Below are 18,180 nucleotides of genomic sequence, written 5' to 3' on the forward strand. Positions count from 1 at the left end.
AGGAGCCACCATGTTCAAACCGCACGTCACCGTCGCCTGTGTAGTGCATGCCGCCGGTAAATACTTGATCGTTGAAGAAACCATCGCTCATAAAGCCCTGTGGAACCAACCCGCAGGCCACCTGGAAGCCAATGAAACACTGGTTCAGGCCGCCGAACGCGAATTATGGGAAGAAACCGGCATTCACGCCACGCCGCTCGCTTTTCTGCGCATGCACCAGTGGATCGCGCCGGATAACACGCCGTTTCTGCGCTTCAGCTTTGCGATTGAGTTGGAAAAACCGTTACCTACTGCACCTCACGACAGCGATATCGATCGCTGCCTGTGGCTAACGGCTGAACAAATTTTTGCGGCCAGTAACCTGCGATCCCCGCTGGTTGCCGAGAGCATTCGCTGTTATCAACAATCTGAGCGTTATCCTTTATCGTTAGTTGCCAGCTTCAACTGGCCATTTTGACGGCATATATACCCAAATCACTTGGAGTTGCTGCTAATCGGCAAGGGCGTACTCCCCAGGAGCAGAGTTGCACGCTGCTTACAGCGGCCCCGAGGAGCGAGTAATTGCCCGCAGCCAACAGCACAGCAGCTTCAAGTAATAAGGGTATAAGTGCCGTGCGCGCAGGCGGCCAACGTGGTAAAGTACCGCGCTTGTTTTTATCGCACTGTCTATGTTCAAGTTCGTGAGATCCCCATGTCAGACAACAACCAGAAAAAAGTAATCGTCGGGATGTCCGGCGGTGTCGACTCTTCCGTTACTGCCTATCTGTTACAGCAACAGGGTTACCAGGTTGCTGGGCTGTTTATGAAGAACTGGGAAGAAGACGATGACGAGGAATACTGCTCAGCCGCCACCGATTTGGCCGATGCACAGGCGGTCTGCGATAAACTTGGCATTGAATTGCACACGGTGAACTTTGCCGCCGAATATTGGGATAACGTGTTCGAACTGTTCCTCGAAGAATATAAAGCAGGCCGCACGCCCAACCCAGACATCCTGTGTAATAAAGAGATCAAATTCAAAGCATTCTTGGAGTTTGCCGCAGAAGACCTGGGCGCAGACTACATCGCCACCGGCCATTACGTGCGCCGCCATGACGTTGACGGCAAAAGCCGCCTGCTGCGCGGCATTGACGGCAACAAAGACCAAAGTTATTTCCTCTACACCCTCAGCCACCAACAAGTGGCGCAAAGTTTATTCCCCGTAGGTGAGTTAGAGAAACCGCAGGTGCGCCACATTGCGGAACAATTGAATCTGGTCACCGCAAAGAAAAAAGACTCCACCGGGATCTGTTTTATCGGTGAACGTAAATTCCGCGATTTCCTTGGCCGTTACCTGCCCGCACAGCCAGGCCCAATCGTCACCGTAGAAGGCCAGACTATTGGTGAACACCAGGGGTTGATGTACCACACTCTGGGTCAGCGTAAAGGGCTGGGCATCGGCGGGATGAAAGACAGTAGCGAAGACCCGTGGTATGTGGTGGATAAAGACGTTGCCAACAATATCCTGATCGTCGCTCAAGGCCACGATCACCCGCGCCTGATGTCCACGGGCCTGATCGCCCAACAATTACATTGGGTTGATCGCCTACCATTAACGGAAACGTTGCGTTGCACAGTGAAAACTCGTTATCGCCAACAAGATATTCCCTGCACCGTAACGCCACTCAGCGCAGAACGTATTGAAGTGCATTTTGACGAGCCGGTTGCTGCCGTCACCCCAGGCCAGTCTGCCGTATTTTACCTGGGCGATATCTGCCTGGGCGGTGGCATTATCGAACAGCGTTTACAGGAGTAACTGTGGCGAAGAATTATTACGACATCACGTTGGCTATGGCCGGAATTAGCCAATCAGCGCGCTTGGTGCAACAGTTGGCGCACGAAGGGCAAGCCGAGCGTGAAGCACTTTATACCTCGCTAAACAGCCTGTTGCAGATGAACCCGCCTTCTACGTTGGCCGTCTTTGGTGGCGAAGAGCGTAACCTGAAAATCGGCCTTGAAACGCTAATGGGCGTGCTCAATGCCAATAATAAAGGCCCGGCCGCTGAACTGACCCGTTACACCATCAGCCTGATGGTGCTGGAACGCAAACTGCACGCCAATAAATCGGCGATGAGTACGCTCGGTGAACGTTTGAGCCAGCTGGAACGCCAGCTGGCACATTTCGAGCTGGAATCAGACACCATCATTAGCGCGCTGGCCGGTATTTATGTTGATGTGGTTGCGCCACTGGGGCCACGTATTCAGGTCACCGGTTCACCTGCTATTCTGCAAAATCCACAAGTGCAGGCCAAGGTGCGTGCCACATTGCTGGCGGGCATCCGCGCTGCGGTGTTGTGGCAGCAGGTCGGTGGCAGCCGTCTGCAATTAATGTTTTCTCGTAATCGTCTGTTCAAACAGGCGCAAGATATCGTTGCTCATTGTTAATTTTCCCAGGAGTTGCTACCCATGGAATTATCCTCACTGACCGCCGTTTCACCCGTTGACGGTCGCTATGGTGATAAAGTCAGCGCACTGCGCACCATTTTCAGCGAATACGGTCTGCTGAAATTCCGCGTGCAGGTTGAAGTACGTTGGCTGCAAAAACTGGCCGCCTGCACAGCAATCCCAGAAGTTCCCGCTTTTGATGCCGACGCAAACGCTTTCCTTGATCGGATCGTCGCCGAGTTCAGCGAACAAGACGCACAGCGCATCAAAATGATTGAACGCACCACCAATCACGATGTGAAAGCGGTTGAATACTTCCTGAAAGAAAAAGTAGCGGCAGTGCCTGCTTTACATGCAGTGTCAGAGTTTATCCACTTCGCCTGTACTTCCGAGGACATCAACAACCTGTCACATGCGCTGATGCTGCACACGGCGCGTCAAGAGGTGGTGCTGCCGTTCTGGCGCAAACTTATTGATGCGATTAAAGGGTTGGCGCTGGAATACCGCGATATCCCGCTGTTGTCTCGCACCCATGGTCAGCCAGCAACGCCGTCTACCGTCGGTAAAGAATTCGCCAACGTGGCTTACCGTATGGAGCGCCAGTTCCGTCAGTTGGAGCGCGTTGAAATCCTCGGCAAAATCAACGGCGCCGTCGGTAACTATAACGCCCACATCGTAGCCTATCCAGAAGTGGACTGGCATCGTTTTAGCGAAGAGTTTGTGACAGCACTGGGCGTTACCTGGAACCCATATACCACTCAGATCGAACCGCACGATTACATTGCTGAACTGTTTGACTGTATGGCGCGTTTTAACACCATTTTGATCGATTTCGATCGTGATATCTGGGGTTACATCGCCCTCAATCACTTCAAGCAGAAAACCGTTGCCGGTGAAATTGGTTCTTCTACCATGCCGCACAAAGTCAACCCGATCGACTTCGAAAACTCCGAAGGTAATTTGGGCCTAGCCAACGCCGTGATGGGCCATCTGGCAAGCAAGTTGCCGGTTTCCCGCTGGCAGCGTGACCTGACCGACTCCACAGTGCTGCGCAACTTGGGCGTTGGCTTGGGTTATGCATTGATTGCCTATCAGGCCACCCTGAAAGGCATCAGCAAGCTGGAAGTGAACCAGGCCCATCTGCTGGATGAACTGGATCATAACTGGGAAGTGCTGGCTGAACCTATCCAGACGGTAATGCGCCGTTACGGCATCGAAAAGCCTTACGAAAAACTGAAAGAGCTGACCCGAGGTAAACGCGTGGACGCCACCGGGATGCAGGCGTTTATCGACAGTTTGGAGCTACCGGAACACGAAAAAGTCCGGCTGAAAACCATGACCCCAGCCAATTACATTGGCCGAGCAACCACTATGGTTGATGAGTTAAAATAAGCTCGCGGTAATGCCTCTCGGTCTAATACCGATCGGTTAATCCCCCCGCTCCCTCTCCTTCGGGGCAATCATCTTTAAACTGACCTGGCGTGCTTACAGCTAACTAGGTCAGTTCTTCCTGCGTATACCGGCAACATGAGGCATCAGGCTTCCTAGCCGCCTTGTTCTTTACGGCATAAAATCCTGTAACCGCTGTTTTTGCTGCCCGAGCGCAGTAAAGTTCCTGTCATCTAACCATTGCTCAAACGCGATACGCACCGCTGGCCAACTGTCTTCCGTCATCGCGAACCAGTCGGTATCCCTATTGCGCCCCTTAGTCACCAGTGCTTTTAAAAACCGGCCCTCATAAGTGAAACCAAAGCGCAATGCAGCCTGCCGGGATGGGGCATTCAGGCTGTCGCATTTCCATTCACAGCGGCGATAACCTAACTCATCGAATGCGTGACGCAACATCAGATAAATAGCCTCTGTAGCACAGGAACGCTGCTTCATCAGTGGCGACCAGTTGACGTGCCCAATTTCCAGCACACCACTTGCCTCTTCAATGCGCATAAAAGCTACCGTTCCTACTGGCACTTGGCTAGGTGAATCGATCACCACCAATCCTACCCACTCAGGGTTGGTTTGTATCTTTGCCAGAGACTCGCGCATTGCCTCTGGATTGCTGGGCCGTTCGCCCATTAAATAGGTCCAGTCACGGTCATCCATCGCCTGCTGGTAAGCATTAAACAAGGCAGCGGAATCTCGCTCGGCATCTAACGCTTCCAGGCGGCAAAACTTACCGGTCAACGTTACCACTGCTGGCCGTACCCGCGGTTGCCATACGGGTAAAGCCTCACCCACTGGCTGACCATATTGATTGATCCCCATAAACTATTTTCGCCCTTGCTATGGACACCGCCAAGCTACAGGCGTTTTCACCGAGCTTTGAGGATGGCCTGATTGGATAGATTCAAGCATTAATTTAATGACTTAACAGGATCGTCGCCCCGGTTACAGAATACACTGATGGGCAATTACTGAACACAACCAGACATCAATAATACCGAATCGAATGCCTATCACGGCCATTATCGGGTTATAATATTCTTGTTTACACTTCACATATTTTATGTTTTTTAAGTTTGGTTTTTATTTGTTTTAAAACCGTTTATGCTGCGTTTATTACCGATTGCCGATAATTGTAACTTAATAAAAAAAGTGATAACCCTAATTTCCCTGTGCCAAGTGGATTATATCTACCGTAGCGTGAGTATTCAGGTCACTGTGTTATCCCTTTATGTGCTGAAAAACGCGTTACCTTTTACGCGTAGGTGGCCTGAATTTCATCCCACCTAGTTATAGGAGTTTGTTATGCGAGTTTTAGTGATTGAAGATAATGGCCTATTACGTCATCACCTCTCTGTGCAAATGCGCGAAATGGGACATCAGGTAGATACTGCGGAAGATGCCAAAGAAGCCGACTATTTCTTGCAGGAGCATGCACCGGATATCGCCATTATCGATCTCGGCCTGCCTGGAGAGGATGGCCTGAGCCTGATTCGCCGCTGGCGCACTGACCAGATAAAGTTACCTATTCTGGTTCTGACCGCTCGCGAAAGCTGGCAAGACAAAGTCGCCGTGCTGGAAGCCGGTGCTGATGATTACGTCACCAAACCTTTTCATTTAGAAGAAGTCATCGCTCGCATGCAAGCATTGATGCGGCGTAACTGCGGCTTGGCGTCACAGGTGATCGTACTTCCCCCCTTCCAGATTGACCTTTCGCGCCGCGAACTGAGCGTTAATGAGCAGCAAATCAAGCTGACGGCGTTTGAATACACCATCATCGAGACCCTGATCCGTAATGCCAGTAAAGTGGTGAGTAAGGATTCGTTGATGCTGCAACTTTACCCGGATGCAGAACTACGTGAAAGTCATACCATTGATGTGCTAATGGGCCGTTTGCGTAAAAAATTACAGGCTGAATACCCACTTGACGTCATCACTACCGTGCGTGGCCAGGGCTACCGTTTTGATGTTAAGTAAACACAAAGATAGAAAACCTTTCTCGTTACGTGCCCGATTTCTGATGGCAACCGCGGGCGTGATCCTGGCGCTATCGTTATCTTATGGGCTGGTAGCGATAGTGGGTTATATCGTCAGCTTCGACAAGACCTCTTTTCGCCTGCTACGCAGTGAGAGCAATCTGTTTTTCAACCTTGCGCAATGGAAAGACCAAAAACTGACCATCGACATTCCACCGGATCTCGTTCTCAACTCACCCACGCTGGTATTTATCTATGACAATAAAGGCAACTTACTCTGGAGCCAGCGCCAAATGCCGGAATTGGAAAGCCTGATCAAAAAAGAATGGCTGGGGAAAGAATCGGGTTTTTATGAACTTGATACCGATACCCACATCAGCAGTGAAGCGCTAGGCAACAACTCCAAGGCACAGATTGAACTGAAAAACTACGATGGCACCGATAAAAATACCCTGACCCACTCGGTAGCGATCAATTCTTATGCCGCCACTCCGCGCCTGCCTGCCTTAAGCATTGCGGTCGTTGACAGTACCCCACAGGAACTACAGCGTTCAGACATGGTATGGGAATGGTTCAGCTATGTCTTGTTGGCCAATTTGCTTCTGGTAGTGCCTCTGCTGTGGCTGGCGGCTCATTGGAGCCTGCGGCCGATCAAAGCACTGGTAATCCAGATCGGTCAGTTGGAAAACGGCGAACGCGAGAAACTGGATGAAAATCCCCCCAACGAGCTGCAGGGGCTAGTACGTAATCTTAATATTCTGGTGCGCAATGAACGGCAACGTTACACCAAGTATCATACAACCCTGTCCGATTTGACCCACAGCCTGAAAACCCCGTTAGCCGTACTGCAAACGACTCTGCGATCGCTGCGCTCAGGCAATCAAACCACTATTGAGGAAGCAGAACCGATCATGCTTGAGCAGATAAGCCGTATTTCACAGCAAATCGGCTATTATCTGCACCGGGCCAGTATCAATTCAGGCCAACCGGTACTGACTCGTGGGCTCCATTCAGTTCCTGCCCTGCTAGACAGCCTGACGGCGGCGCTGAATAAGGTTTATCAGCGCAAAGGCATTACTATCACGCTGGATATCTCCCCTGAAGTAATCTTTATGGGGGAAAAAAACGACTTTATGGAAGTGATGGGCAACGTGCTGGAAAACGCCTGCAAATACTGTTTGGAGTTCGTGGAAATCACCTCACTGCATTCGGACAAATACCTGACCATTGTGATTGACGACGATGGCCCGGGTATTCCTGAAAGCAAGCGTGAACTCATCTTCCAACGCGGCCAGCGGGTTGACACACTGTGCCCAGGCCAAGGGTTAGGTTTGTCGGTTGCCGCCGAAATTATTGAGCAGTATGACGGGCAGATTATCATCAGCGATAACCCGCTCGGAGGTACACGGGTGAAAGTCATTTTCGCCCGCCAGCATGATTCTAACAATTACGAGTGAATTCTGTCGTTCAGCCCCTGATCTACGATGCCTAACTTCCGTTATAATCCTTGCAGGCTTACACTTTTCTGGAATAAAAAATGGATTATCAATTAGATCTGGACTGGAGCGATTTTTTGCAACGTTATTGGCAAAAACGCCCGGTGATTCTAAAACGCGGCTTCAAAAACTTTATCGACCCGATTTCCCCAGATGAACTGGCTGGCCTCGCGATGGAAAGTGAAGTGGACAGCCGATTAGTCAGCCATCAGGATGGCCGGTGGCAGGTTGCACATGGCCCATTCGCAAGTTACGACCATCTGGGGGAAAATAATTGGTCGCTATTGGTGCAGGCCGTTGATCACTGGCATGAGCCTTCCAGTGCCTTGATGCGCCCGTTCCGTACACTACCAGACTGGCGCATGGACGATCTGATGATTTCGTTCTCCGTGCCGGGCGGAGGCGTAGGCCCGCATCTCGATCAGTACGATGTCTTCATTATTCAGGGCACTGGCCGCCGCCGCTGGCGAGTCGGTGAAAAAGTGCCGATGAAACAGCACTGCCCGCATCCGGATTTACTACAGGTGGAACCCTTCGACGCCATCATTGATGAAGAGATGATGCCAGGCGACATTTTGTATATCCCACCTGGCTTCCCACACGAAGGTTATGCATTGGAAAATGCGCTCAATTACTCCGTTGGCTTCCGTGCGCCTAACGGGCGCGAACTGGTCAGCGGCTTTGCTGATTACGTCCTGGCGCGTGAACTGGGTAGCCTGCGTTATAGCGATCCAGATCTCATCCAGCGCGAGCATCCAGCCGAAGTATTACCACAGGAAGTGGATGCTCTACGCCAGATGATGTCGGAACTGGTTCATCAGCCGGAACACTTTCAGAACTGGTTCGGTGAATTTATTTCGCAATCGCGCCACGAACTGGATGTGGCTCCACCAGAACCTCCCTATCAGGCAGGTGAAATCTACGACCTACTGCAACAAGGGGAGGCATTGCAACGTTTGGGGGGGTTACGCGTTCTGCGCGTTGGTGAACAATGCTTTGTGAATGGTGAACTGATTGAAACTGAGCACCTGCAAGCAGCAGATGCGCTGTGTCAGCATTTCAGCGTTGATGCGGCCATGCTGGGCGAAGCCATCAACGATCCTTCTTTCCTGACCCTGCTTACCACTCTGGTCAACAGCGGTTACTGGTATTTTAACGACTAATCACGATATAAGGGCGCAGCTCGCTGCGCCCTTCCCGTTCCGCTCAAACCCGCAGTCTTATACGCTCCGTGTAGAATCTGCCGCCGATTCTTCCTGACTTTGTTCGCTGACTTCCTTCATCACCACAAACTTCTGATAGAACCAGCCAATTGCTACCAGGCACAGCCCCAAACCTAGGAAAGAAACCGAACGATAAAGCCCTTCAAGACCAGACATATCCCACAGGAACAGCTTGACGATGGTGAGCGCCAACAGCCCCAAGGATGCCCGGCGTACTTTGTAGTTGGGCCAATGTATTGCACTGTACATCATGCCAATGGCCGTCAACATCCATACTAACGAGTAACTGTATTGTTCACCGCTGAATACGACCATATTGTCTAACCGGTCTCCATGCCAAAGCTGGCGCACGGTCACGGTGATAAACACCATCCCCAGCAGTGCAACTGCCCCAATAACATAAGGCTTCAACCGAACATCAAGCCAGTGAGCCGGCCAGAATCGCAATGCCACTACCAGCAGCAGCATCGGGATCGCATACGCCACGGTCACCATATTCAACAACGGCAAACTGCCAACGCTTTGCGCTGACCAAATGGGATTAAAGACCACCAGGCAGGCTAATGTCATCAGTAACATCAGAACAGCGCTGGCTTGAGCCGCTATGCGGTATATACGCTGTAGAGAATCCGCCAACCGTTCGCGATAGCCATAAGCCAATGCCATGACCCCAAAAGTCACCCCGTGTAATGCGCAATCGGTGAGAGACGCAAAGTCCAGAGACAGATGATAGCTGCCATGCAACAGGTGGCGTAATTCAACGTTAATCCACAAGGCCAACAGATAAACCGCATTGGCCGCTAACCAATTGGCCGTATGCTCGCCACGCTGCACAACTAACCAACGGGAACTCAGCCACAGGCAGAGAACCGGAATACCGAAACCGTACAGCGTCCAAGGAATAACGACCGATCCCATGCTCAGCGGCGAAGAATACTCAAGGATATACGGGTTCAGTGACAGGCGAACCAGCAGTAACATCGCATGCAGTTTCAAAATCCAATGCAGCAATGGAACATTTCGCCAACGCTGCCAGAGCACCAGCAATACCAACTGACCTGCGAGTAACAGGGTCAACGTCACTTCGCTGAAACAGATAAACAGTACAAAGGTCAGCGTAAGCTGGGCAGCGATCTGGTAGATCGTCCGCAACAGTTCTGAACTACGACGGTGCAGATCGCTAAAGGAATTCCAAGCAAGATACATAGCCAGACACACCGTCAGCAAGGTGTATTCAACCTTAGCCAGGTCAAAACTTTCGCGGCAGAAATAATAGGTATTGGCAACGATATACATCGGCACCAATACCGACAACAACGCCCACCACAGCTTACGGTAAACCGGCCGGATGACCTGATAACTGCCGTATATCCCACAAAATAGCGCTAATACGCCAAGCGATGACAGGCTTACCCAGACAATATCCGATTCAAAAATGCTCCCCGCATTAATAAAGGGAGAAATGGCTAATATCGCCGCCAATGGGACAAACAAATCCAATGAGGGCGAACGTTTGGCAATCAGTAACAGGCTGATACAGGAGAACACTAATGTCACCCAGGCCAGCATGGAATGGTTTTCACTTAACGTTAAAGCCAAGAGTGACCCCCCCGCTACCAGCCCGGTTAACAACGGGTCCTGTAAAGCAGAGGGCCAGCTTGTCCAGTCATTATTGCGAAAGCGTATTTTGCTTTTTAACGCCCAGCCCAGGTGTGGCCAAGCTAGAAAACCATAAGTGGTTGAAAGTAAGAATAATGAACGAGCCAACTGGTGTTCGTCTGTAGCAATGAATAGAGAAGCGAACAGCCACAGATAGTTACCAGCCATCGCTCCCAGCCACAACCAATGCCGATAGACACGGCTCATCAGGCCGATAGAAGCCACACTGACCAGGAACAGGTAAGCCAGCAATCCGGTGACGTTACCGCTGCCGGTTGATACAAACAACGGAACAGTATAGGCACCAAGCAACCCCAAGGCAGCCATAAAGGGCCCCTGCCACAGAGAAAGCACCATCGCCAAAAGGGAAATCAGGCTGAGCAACAGCATCAGGATCGGCATTGGGAACATATCGTAGAGATATTTAGCCGCTAGCATTGATGCAAACAGGCCGATAATCCCGGCACCACTGAGCGCTGCGGGGATATAACGCGCATTAGCCAAAGGTAATTGAAAACGAGAGCGCCTGAGCAACTCCCCTCCGGTGACCATCAGCACACTCAGCACAATGGCAGCACCGATCCGCAAGGTTGGGCCAAACAGGCCGCGCTCACTGCCCGCTTTCAGCAGGAAAATCACACCGAGCGCCATAATTACGCCGCCGATCCACACCATCCAACGTGCGGCAAATTCCTGCTCAATACGCTTCCAGAAACTCTCTGGGGATCTAAAGGAAAACAGCGCTTTATCCAGTTTTGACCATACGTCAGATACGGGCGGATGGCTCTCGGCCTCAGCCGGCACAGAGTTTATTTCTGCTTCTTGCGATGTTTGGGGGGCTTCATCCCATGCTTCAAGCGCTTCTCTGCTCGCCGTATCCGGTTCTACCAGTGTGGCCTGCTGTGCTTTTTCCGCATAGGCGGTGGCAATCTCTTCAACCCGGTTTGGTTTTTCGATGGGGATATCATCCCGAGATGATGAACGAACCAACGCCCATATAGCCTCTACGTCAAACTCAGTAGCCTGAGACAGTGGTTCAGCCTCTTCCGGTGATTCAGCCTTTTCTTGATGAGAAACACTTACATGCTCGGGTAGCTGTTGAGCAAACTCATTGCGCAGCCTGCTAATCTCTTCATGTATGTGCTTTACAGAATCAGATAACGAACTGATTTTTAGATAGATGACAAACAAGAAAATAAATAAAAACATCCAAAACCAATATTCCATTATAAATCCTACACCTTACAATTTAACTGCGTCTGGTTTGCTGGAGAGTCCGTTCATTATCCTTTCAAACTGCCATAGTTTACCCAACCAAGGAAGCACAAATTTAACCTTGCCTAAGCCGTTTCCCTCATGCCTGCTGCATAAAGATGCATTTGTTATAAAAATAATGAGTTAAGTTTTACATAATGAAAATTAATGATTTTCGGCAGGAGATTGGCGAGGTAATAGAAAATATGTCGTTAAGAAAACAATCAATCATACTATTTTCAATAAAATAACCACATCATTGCTGCACTGTTTTCGCGCCATACTGATATAAACAAAAGCGCAGCCTGGCTGCGCCCAGTTCTCTCTATCTTTTAACACGCGATGCCGTCAACGCTGCGATACGCATAATCACACCAACCGCCTGTTCCATACCTTCCAGCGTGATAAATTCATGCTTACTGTGAAAATTGTACCCGCCAGTAAAGAGGTTTGGACAGGGCAACCCTTTAAATGACAGCTGTGCGCCGTCAGTGCCACCACGAATCGGTTTCATTACTGGTTCAATATCACAATCACGCATGGCCTCTTGTGCCAACGTAATCACATGCGGATGCTCTGCAACCTGGTCGCGCATGTTGTAATAGTTATCCTCAATCGCCACTTCGATATAACAATCCCGTGGCAATCCGCGGCCCACTTTTTGCGCTACCTCGATCATTTTCCGTTTACGAGCTTCAAATCCTTCACGTTCAAAATCGCGCAGAATGTAATTCATTTCAGCACGCTCAACATGCCCTTTGATATTCCTCAGGTGATAAAAACCTTCATAACCTTCGGTATTCTCTGGTGTTTCATCAGCAGGAAGCGCCTGGTGGAAACGAGCAGCCAACGACAGTGCATTCACCATCACGCCCTTGGCACTGCTAGTATGCACATTGTTACCAACAATTTTCACCGCCACCGACGCCGCATTAAAATTTTCGCATTCCAGCTCACCGACACCACCACCATCAACGGTGTAAGCCCACTCGGCGTTAAACGATTCAACATCAAAGAAATGCGCACCTTTGCCTACTTCCTCGTCTGGCGTAAACGCCACACGGATATCACCATGCGGAATTTTTTGCTGCTTCAGCCGCACCATGGCGGTGAGAATCTCTGCAATGCCGGCTTTATCATCGGCTCCCAGCAGCGTTTTACCATCGGTAGTAATCAGGGTTTGCCCCAGCATCTGATGCAAAATGGGGAACATGACAGGCGAAAGCACTTCGTCACCAATCCCTAACGCAATATCACCCCCACGATAATTCTCCACCACCTGCGGCGTAACATTCTTCCCAGGGAAATCTGGTGAAGTATCAAGATGAGAAATGAATCCAATAGCCGGTACTGACCAAGCAACATTGCTGGGCAAGGTCCCCATCACGCAGCCATGTTCACTGAGCGATACCTGTTCAAACCCCAACTCCAGCATTTCCTGCCGCAGCATACGCGCCAGTTTCAGCTGCCCATCGGTACTCGGCACATGTTTAACATTCGCTTTAGCCTGTGTGTCGAAAGAGACGTAGTTAAAAAAGCGATCAAGTAGTTTATCCATGGTTCCACCCTCAGAATTTCGCGTTTCATTATGCGGAACCGATTCGGATCAAATATTGAGACAGGTCATTAATAATCAGATTTAACTGAAATCATTAAAGCCAGTGATGATTTAAACCAAAAAACGAGCAGTTAAGGCCTGTCTGCCCGTGCGATCTTACCCATCAGGAAATTATGCACAAACCGTGGTACAACTTCGCTGGCCAGGCCGTAATGCTTCTCATCAAACTGACTTTCTACCTGGCTGGGCTCCAAATTCAGTTCAATAGTGTAGGCTCCCCCCAAGCGCGCTTCATGCACAAAGCCTGCTGCCGGATAAACATGGCCGGAAGTACCAATTGCCACGAAAAAATCCGCTTTTGCCAACGCGTCGTAAATTTCGCTCATCCCTAATGGCATTTCACCAAACCACACCACATGCGGGCGCAATGGTGCTGGAAATTGGCAACAGTGGCAACGCTCGTCAACGCTCAACTCACCGGGCCAATCGAACACCTGCCTGGAACTGGTGCAACGCACTTTCAGCAGCTCGCCGTGCATATGCAGCACCCGCTTACTGCCGGCACGTTCATGCAGATTATCGATATTCTGCGTCACCAGCAGAAAGTTATCCCCTAACCATTCTTCCAGCTCGGCTAATACACGGTGAGCAGCATTGGGCGCCAACCCCGGCTGCTGAAGCTGCTGGCGACGCGCATTGTAGAATGCCTGCACCAGCGCAGGATCGCGTTGGTAGCCTTCCGGCGTCGCCACATCTTCAACCTTATGTTCTTCCCAAAGCCCATCATCCGCCCGAAACGTGCGGATACCTGACTCGGCAGAAATGCCTGCCCCCGTCAATACCACAACAAAAGGCTTCTTCAATTCGGCAGCTGCCATGGTATCACGGTGGAAAATCCGTGAACGAAAGCGCTGATGCAGTACATGCTTATTCTTGCGAAACCGACACAACCGATGGCGAGTGTGCATGAACTCTCCTTAATTAATTGCCGTTCACTAAATTGAGAAACGCTGCCCCGCGGACGCCTCCGGCATCACCATAACGCGCTTGCTCGATGCGGGGCAATTTAGCCACACGCAGCAAATGTGCTGGCAAACGTTGCGGCAAGGCCTGGTAGAGCACCGCGAAATTCGACAACCCACCGCCGATCACCACCAGATGAGGATCGATAATAGTCAGCAAGTTGCCCAAGCATATCGCCAAGACGTCAAGAAAACGGTCAACATGCGCCACGGCTTGTGGTTCACCAGCCTGATAATGCGCAATGATGCGTTGTGCAGGCAAGTCATGCTGATAAAAATGGCTGTACATCCACTCAAATCCGCGGCCCGATATGTAGTTTTCAATGCAACCGTAATGGCCACAACCACAAGCCACGCGAGGTATGTCACGCCCCAACACTTCCAGTGCATCCACCGGCAAGCGCAAGTGGCCAAACTCACCAGCGATAGAGTTACGCCCAGACAGCACTTTACCATCCACAATCAGCCCACCACCCACCCCCGTGCCAAGGATAATCCCCAGCACCGTAGGATAGCGGCGAAACTCATCGTCCCAGGCCTCTGACAACGTGAAACAGTTGGCGTCGTTCTCAACCCGGACTTCACGGCCAATCAACAGGCTCAGATCGCGCGGCAGTGGTTGCCCCATAGCGGCAGGCACGTTGGCTGTAAATAAAGTGCCGTCTTCATTCGGCAAGCCTGGAATCCCTATTCCTACCGCACCTTGCGTACCACAAAACGCATCGGCTTCATGGGTGAGATCGCACAGCACTGCCAGCAATTGCTGGTAGTCGTCACGCGGCGTTGACACCCGTTTCTGCCAAAGGCGTTGCCGCTTGGCATCAAAGACGCCCAGTTCAATTTTGGTACCGCCCATATCGAAACCGTAGTACATAACGTGACCTCAATGGGGGACTAGCCAGTTTTAATTATTGCCCGCTCAATACGCGTGCAGGATCGATACGGCTCGCACGCCTAGCCGGATACCAACTGGCCAGCAGGCTGAGCACCAAGGCGGTTGCCAGAACGATAAGCACATCCAACCAGTGCAATTCAGACGGCAGGAAGTCGATAAAATAAATATCGCCGGACAAGAAAGAGTGCCCCATCAACTTTTCGATCCCTTTGATGATCGTGGTCAGCTGCAACGAAGCAATAACACCGACGACCACACCGCTCAGGCTCCCCACCAGCCCAGCCAGTAAACCGTACCAGATAAAAATAGCGCGGATAAAACCGTCTTTGGCCCCAAGGGTACGCAGCACCGCGATATCACCGCTTTTGTCTTTCACCGCCATCACCAAGGTGGAAACAATGTTGAAGCAGGCAACCCCGATCACCAGCACCATCGCCAAGTACATAATGGCGCGGATCATCTGGATATCGCGGTACATATAACCATAAGTACCAATCCAGCTCTTGATATAAACGTAAGCATTGGTGACTTCTCCGGCATCGCGCACCAGCTTATTCGCCGCGAACACATCATTAACCCTGATGGCAATACCAGTAACGCTGTCACCCATATCCAGATATTGCTGCGCATCGGCCAATGGCACCAGCGCCAGGCTGTGATCAAGCTGACCACTGAGTTGTAAAATGCCAGTGACCTGTAAGCGAATGCGTTTGGGTTGCAGCAGTTTCATTTCGGGGTCACTGTTCGGAATCATCACCGTGACATAAGAGCCTTGTTTTACTCCCAATGCCTCGGCAACGCCTTTCCCCAGAATCACCTGTTGTTCACCGCTGGTGAAGTGGGCCCAGGCATCGCCCTGCACGTATTGCGGCAACGCGCTCAGCTGGCTTTCCTGTGCAGGTTCAACCCCTTTCACCTGCACAGCGCGCAGTTGTGTGCCGCTTTCCATCAGCCCGGTGAAATTGATATAAGGGGCCGCCGCCAAAATACCCGGCACCTTTTCCACCCGTTGCATGATTTCAGGCCAACCTTCGAAAGGTTGATTGACGGGTTCGATCTCACCGTGCGGCACCACGGCCAGAATGCGATTCTGCAATTCACGCTCAAAGCCGTTCATCGCACTCAGGCCAACGATCAACACGGCCACCCCCAGGGCAATCCCAATGGTGGAAATGACCGAAATCAACGAAACCATGCCGCCGTGCCGCCGGCCACGGCTGAAACGCAGCGCCATCAGCAAAGAAAGTGGCGATGCACTCATTACTCAGCCCCCATCAGGGTCAGTTGAGCTTGCAGGTGACCGTCGCGCATCTCTAATTGGCGACTTAAACGCCGCGCCAGTTGCAAATCGTGAGTCACCACCAGGAACGCCGTGCCCTGACGCACATTCAATTCACCCAGCAGATCAAAGATACTGTCTGCCGTGCGTTGATCGAGGTTACCGGTAGGCTCATCCGCCAATACCAGCGACGGGTTGTTCACCAGCGCACGGGCAATTGCCACTCGCTGGCGCTCACCCCCGGAAAGTTCAGAAGGACGGTGTTTGCTGCGTTTTTCCAATCCAACCGCGGCCAGCATTTCCAGCGCTTTTTCCTGGGCCTGAGCCGGTTTTACCCCACCAATCAGCAGCGGCATGGCGGCGTTTTCCAGCGCAGTAAAATCCGGCAATAGATGATGGAACTGATAGATAAAACCAAGCTGGCGGTTGCGCAGCTCTGCCTTGGCAGCGGAAGAGAGCGAATTCAATGACTGCCCCTTGTAGATCACTTCACCGGAAGTGGGCGAATCCAGCCCACCCAGCAAATGTAACAAGGTACTTTTACCTGAGCCTGAACTACCGACAATCGCCATCATCTCGCCCGGCTGCATGGCAAAACTGACATTGCGCAGCACATCGGTATGCAGATTGCCTTCCTGGTAGGTCTTGCACAGGTTGTCACACTGCAACAAAAGATGATTACTCATAACGTAAAGCCTCAGCGGGTTGTACGGCGGCAGCGCGCCATGAAGGGTAAAGCGTGGATAATAAGGAAACCGCCATCGCCGCCACGGCAATCACGGTGACCTGTAGCGGGTCAACCGCTACGGGTAATGACGCTCCGTCAAGCAAAGCCCCCACCAGCGGGCCCAGGCTGTTAATATGAGTAGCCAGCAATACCCCTAGCACAGTGCCCAACAACGAACCGATAATGCCAGCGCTGGCGCCCTGCACCATAAAAACCGACATAACCTGGCTCCGCGTCAGCCCCTGCGTTTGCAGAATGGCGACTTCACCCTGCTTCTCCATCACCAACAAACTCAAAGAGGTAATGATATTGAATGCCGCCACGGCCACGATCAGGCTGAGTAGCAGCCCCATCATGTTTTTCTCCATGCGCACCGCCTGGAACAGCTCACCCTTACGTTCACGCCAGTCTTTCCATACGGTGCCTTCCGGCAACGCTTGCTGGCTGAGGGTATCCACTGCCAAAGGCTGTTGCAGGAACAGACGCCAGCCCGTGATATTCCCGACGGGATAGCGCATCAGGCGTGATGCATCCTGCTGATTAGCCAAGAGCTGGTAACCATCCACTTCACTGTTAGCATGGAAAGTACCAATAACGGTAAACAGACGCTGGCTTGGAATACGGCCCATAGGAGTAAACTGGCTGGCGCTCGGCACCATCAGGCGCAGCTGATCGCCGCGCTTGACCCCTAGCTGACCGGCAAGCTGTTCGCCGATAATGAGGTTGTATTCACCCGGCTGCAACTGCTGTTGCTTGACGTTGATCAGATAAGGTGCCAACGGATCGGCCTCGTCGGGATTCACCCCCAGAATCACCCCTACCGCAACGCTGCGGGCGCTTTGCAGCACCACATCTCCCGTAGTCAACGGCGCAACGCGGGTCACTCCTTGCAGCCCCTGCACGGCGGCGGCCGGCAGTTGCTCAGGGTTGATTGAACCCTGTTTGCTGGTGATCAATGCCTGAGGCATGAGACCCAGTATGTTGTTTTCGAGATCTCGTTCGAAACCGTTCATCACCGAAAGCACGGTAACCAGTGCCATCACACCCAATGTGATGCCGATAGTGGAAAGCCAGGAAACAAACCGCCCAAAGCGGTCTGAAGCTCGCCCGCGCATGTAACGCAGGCCAATGAATAACGCGACAGGTTGATACATGAAATCTGTTTGGTTGCCATAGCTTAAGCAAAGTAATCATGGATAATAAAGGCTCTATCCGGTTTATGGAACC

The 18,180-nt window shown here is 51.5% G+C and carries 15 protein-coding genes; 7 read left to right on the forward strand and 8 right to left on the reverse strand.

Translation table 11 applies throughout. From position 1 onward, the window contains the following. Positions 1 to 10 precede the first annotated feature (10 nt). The 4 genes from Z042_RS17200 to purB all read left to right on the forward strand — a co-directional run bounded on the left by Z042_RS17200 (position 11) and on the right by purB (position 3,816). On the forward strand, positions 11 to 457 hold the full coding sequence (locus Z042_RS17200; protein WP_024913271.1) for an NUDIX hydrolase: 447 nt from the start codon (positions 11 to 13) through the stop codon (positions 455 to 457). 234 nt (positions 458 to 691) lie between these two features. Further along, positions 692 to 1,795, forward strand: coding sequence for a tRNA 2-thiouridine(34) synthase MnmA (gene mnmA / locus Z042_RS17205; RefSeq protein ID WP_024913270.1), 1,104 nt, complete (start codon positions 692 to 694; stop codon positions 1,793 to 1,795). 2 nt (positions 1,796 to 1,797) lie between these two features. Continuing rightward, on the forward strand, positions 1,798 to 2,424 hold the full coding sequence (gene hflD, locus Z042_RS17210; RefSeq protein WP_024913269.1) for a high frequency lysogenization protein HflD: 627 nt from the start codon (positions 1,798 to 1,800) through the stop codon (positions 2,422 to 2,424). Positions 2,425 to 2,445: 21 nt separating this feature from the next. Further along, positions 2,446 to 3,816: an adenylosuccinate lyase gene (purB, locus tag Z042_RS17215; protein ID WP_024913268.1), complete on the forward strand. Its 1,371-nt coding sequence runs from the start codon at positions 2,446 to 2,448 to the stop codon at positions 3,814 to 3,816. Positions 3,817 to 3,984: 168 nt separating this feature from the next. On the opposite strand, the gene Z042_RS17220 is transcribed toward purB, so the two are convergent. Then, a complete protein-coding gene (locus tag Z042_RS17220; protein ID WP_024913267.1) occupies positions 3,985 to 4,686 on the reverse strand; it encodes a GNAT family N-acetyltransferase in 702 nt (233 codons plus the stop codon). A 483-nt stretch (positions 4,687 to 5,169) separates the two neighbouring features. Here Z042_RS17220 and phoP point away from each other — a divergent pair, with 483 nt between their 5' ends. The 3 genes from phoP to Z042_RS17235 all read left to right on the forward strand — a co-directional run bounded on the left by phoP (position 5,170) and on the right by Z042_RS17235 (position 8,499). Next, the gene (gene phoP / locus Z042_RS17225; protein WP_024913266.1) at positions 5,170 to 5,841 is read left to right on the forward strand and encodes a two-component system response regulator PhoP; all 672 of its coding nucleotides are present in this window, start codon (positions 5,170 to 5,172) and stop codon (positions 5,839 to 5,841) included. After that, positions 5,831 to 7,297 (forward strand): two-component system sensor histidine kinase PhoQ, encoded by a 1,467-nt coding sequence (phoQ, locus tag Z042_RS17230; protein WP_024913265.1) that lies wholly within the window; start codon positions 5,831 to 5,833, stop codon positions 7,295 to 7,297. Before phoP ends, phoQ begins: the two co-directional genes overlap by 11 nt. Positions 7,298 to 7,377: 80 nt before the next feature. After that, positions 7,378 to 8,499 carry a ribosomal protein uL16 3-hydroxylase gene (locus Z042_RS17235; RefSeq protein ID WP_024913264.1) on the forward strand — a complete coding sequence of 374 codons (1,122 nt, stop codon included), beginning with the start codon at positions 7,378 to 7,380 and terminating at the stop codon, positions 8,497 to 8,499. A gap of 57 nt (positions 8,500 to 8,556) precedes the next feature. On the opposite strand, the gene Z042_RS17240 is transcribed toward Z042_RS17235, so the two are convergent. From Z042_RS17240 to lolC, 7 genes are all read right to left on the reverse strand, one after another. Continuing rightward, positions 8,557 to 11,445, reverse strand: coding sequence for a DUF2339 domain-containing protein (locus tag Z042_RS17240; RefSeq protein ID WP_024913263.1), 2,889 nt, complete (start codon positions 11,443 to 11,445; stop codon positions 8,557 to 8,559). Between the two features lie 352 nt (positions 11,446 to 11,797). Beyond that, entirely contained in the window at positions 11,798 to 13,030 is a 1,233-nt protein-coding gene (gene pepT, locus Z042_RS17245) for a peptidase T (protein WP_024913262.1), read from the reverse strand. Positions 13,031 to 13,161: 131 nt separating this feature from the next. Next, positions 13,162 to 13,998, reverse strand: coding sequence for a Sir2 family NAD+-dependent deacetylase (gene cobB / locus Z042_RS17250; RefSeq protein ID WP_024913261.1), 837 nt, complete (start codon positions 13,996 to 13,998; stop codon positions 13,162 to 13,164). A gap of 13 nt (positions 13,999 to 14,011) precedes the next feature. Next, the gene (gene nagK / locus Z042_RS17255) at positions 14,012 to 14,926 is read right to left on the reverse strand and encodes an N-acetylglucosamine kinase (protein ID WP_024913260.1); all 915 of its coding nucleotides are present in this window, start codon (positions 14,924 to 14,926) and stop codon (positions 14,012 to 14,014) included. A gap of 34 nt (positions 14,927 to 14,960) precedes the next feature. Then, positions 14,961 to 16,208: a lipoprotein-releasing ABC transporter permease subunit LolE gene (lolE, locus tag Z042_RS17260; RefSeq protein WP_024913259.1), complete on the reverse strand. Its 1,248-nt coding sequence runs from the start codon at positions 16,206 to 16,208 to the stop codon at positions 14,961 to 14,963. Then, complete coding sequence (gene lolD, locus Z042_RS17265) at positions 16,208 to 16,912, reverse strand: lipoprotein-releasing ABC transporter ATP-binding protein LolD (protein ID WP_024913258.1); 705 nt, start codon at positions 16,910 to 16,912, stop codon at positions 16,208 to 16,210. Before lolD ends, lolE begins: the two co-directional genes overlap by 1 nt. Then, on the reverse strand, positions 16,905 to 18,107 hold the full coding sequence (gene lolC, locus Z042_RS17270) for a lipoprotein-releasing ABC transporter permease subunit LolC (RefSeq protein ID WP_024913257.1): 1,203 nt from the start codon (positions 18,105 to 18,107) through the stop codon (positions 16,905 to 16,907). Before lolC ends, lolD begins: the two co-directional genes overlap by 8 nt. Positions 18,108 to 18,180 lie beyond the last annotated feature (73 nt).

Source organism: Chania multitudinisentens RB-25, assembly GCF_000520015.2.
GTDB classification, from domain to species: domain Bacteria; phylum Pseudomonadota; class Gammaproteobacteria; order Enterobacterales; family Enterobacteriaceae; genus Chania; species Chania multitudinisentens.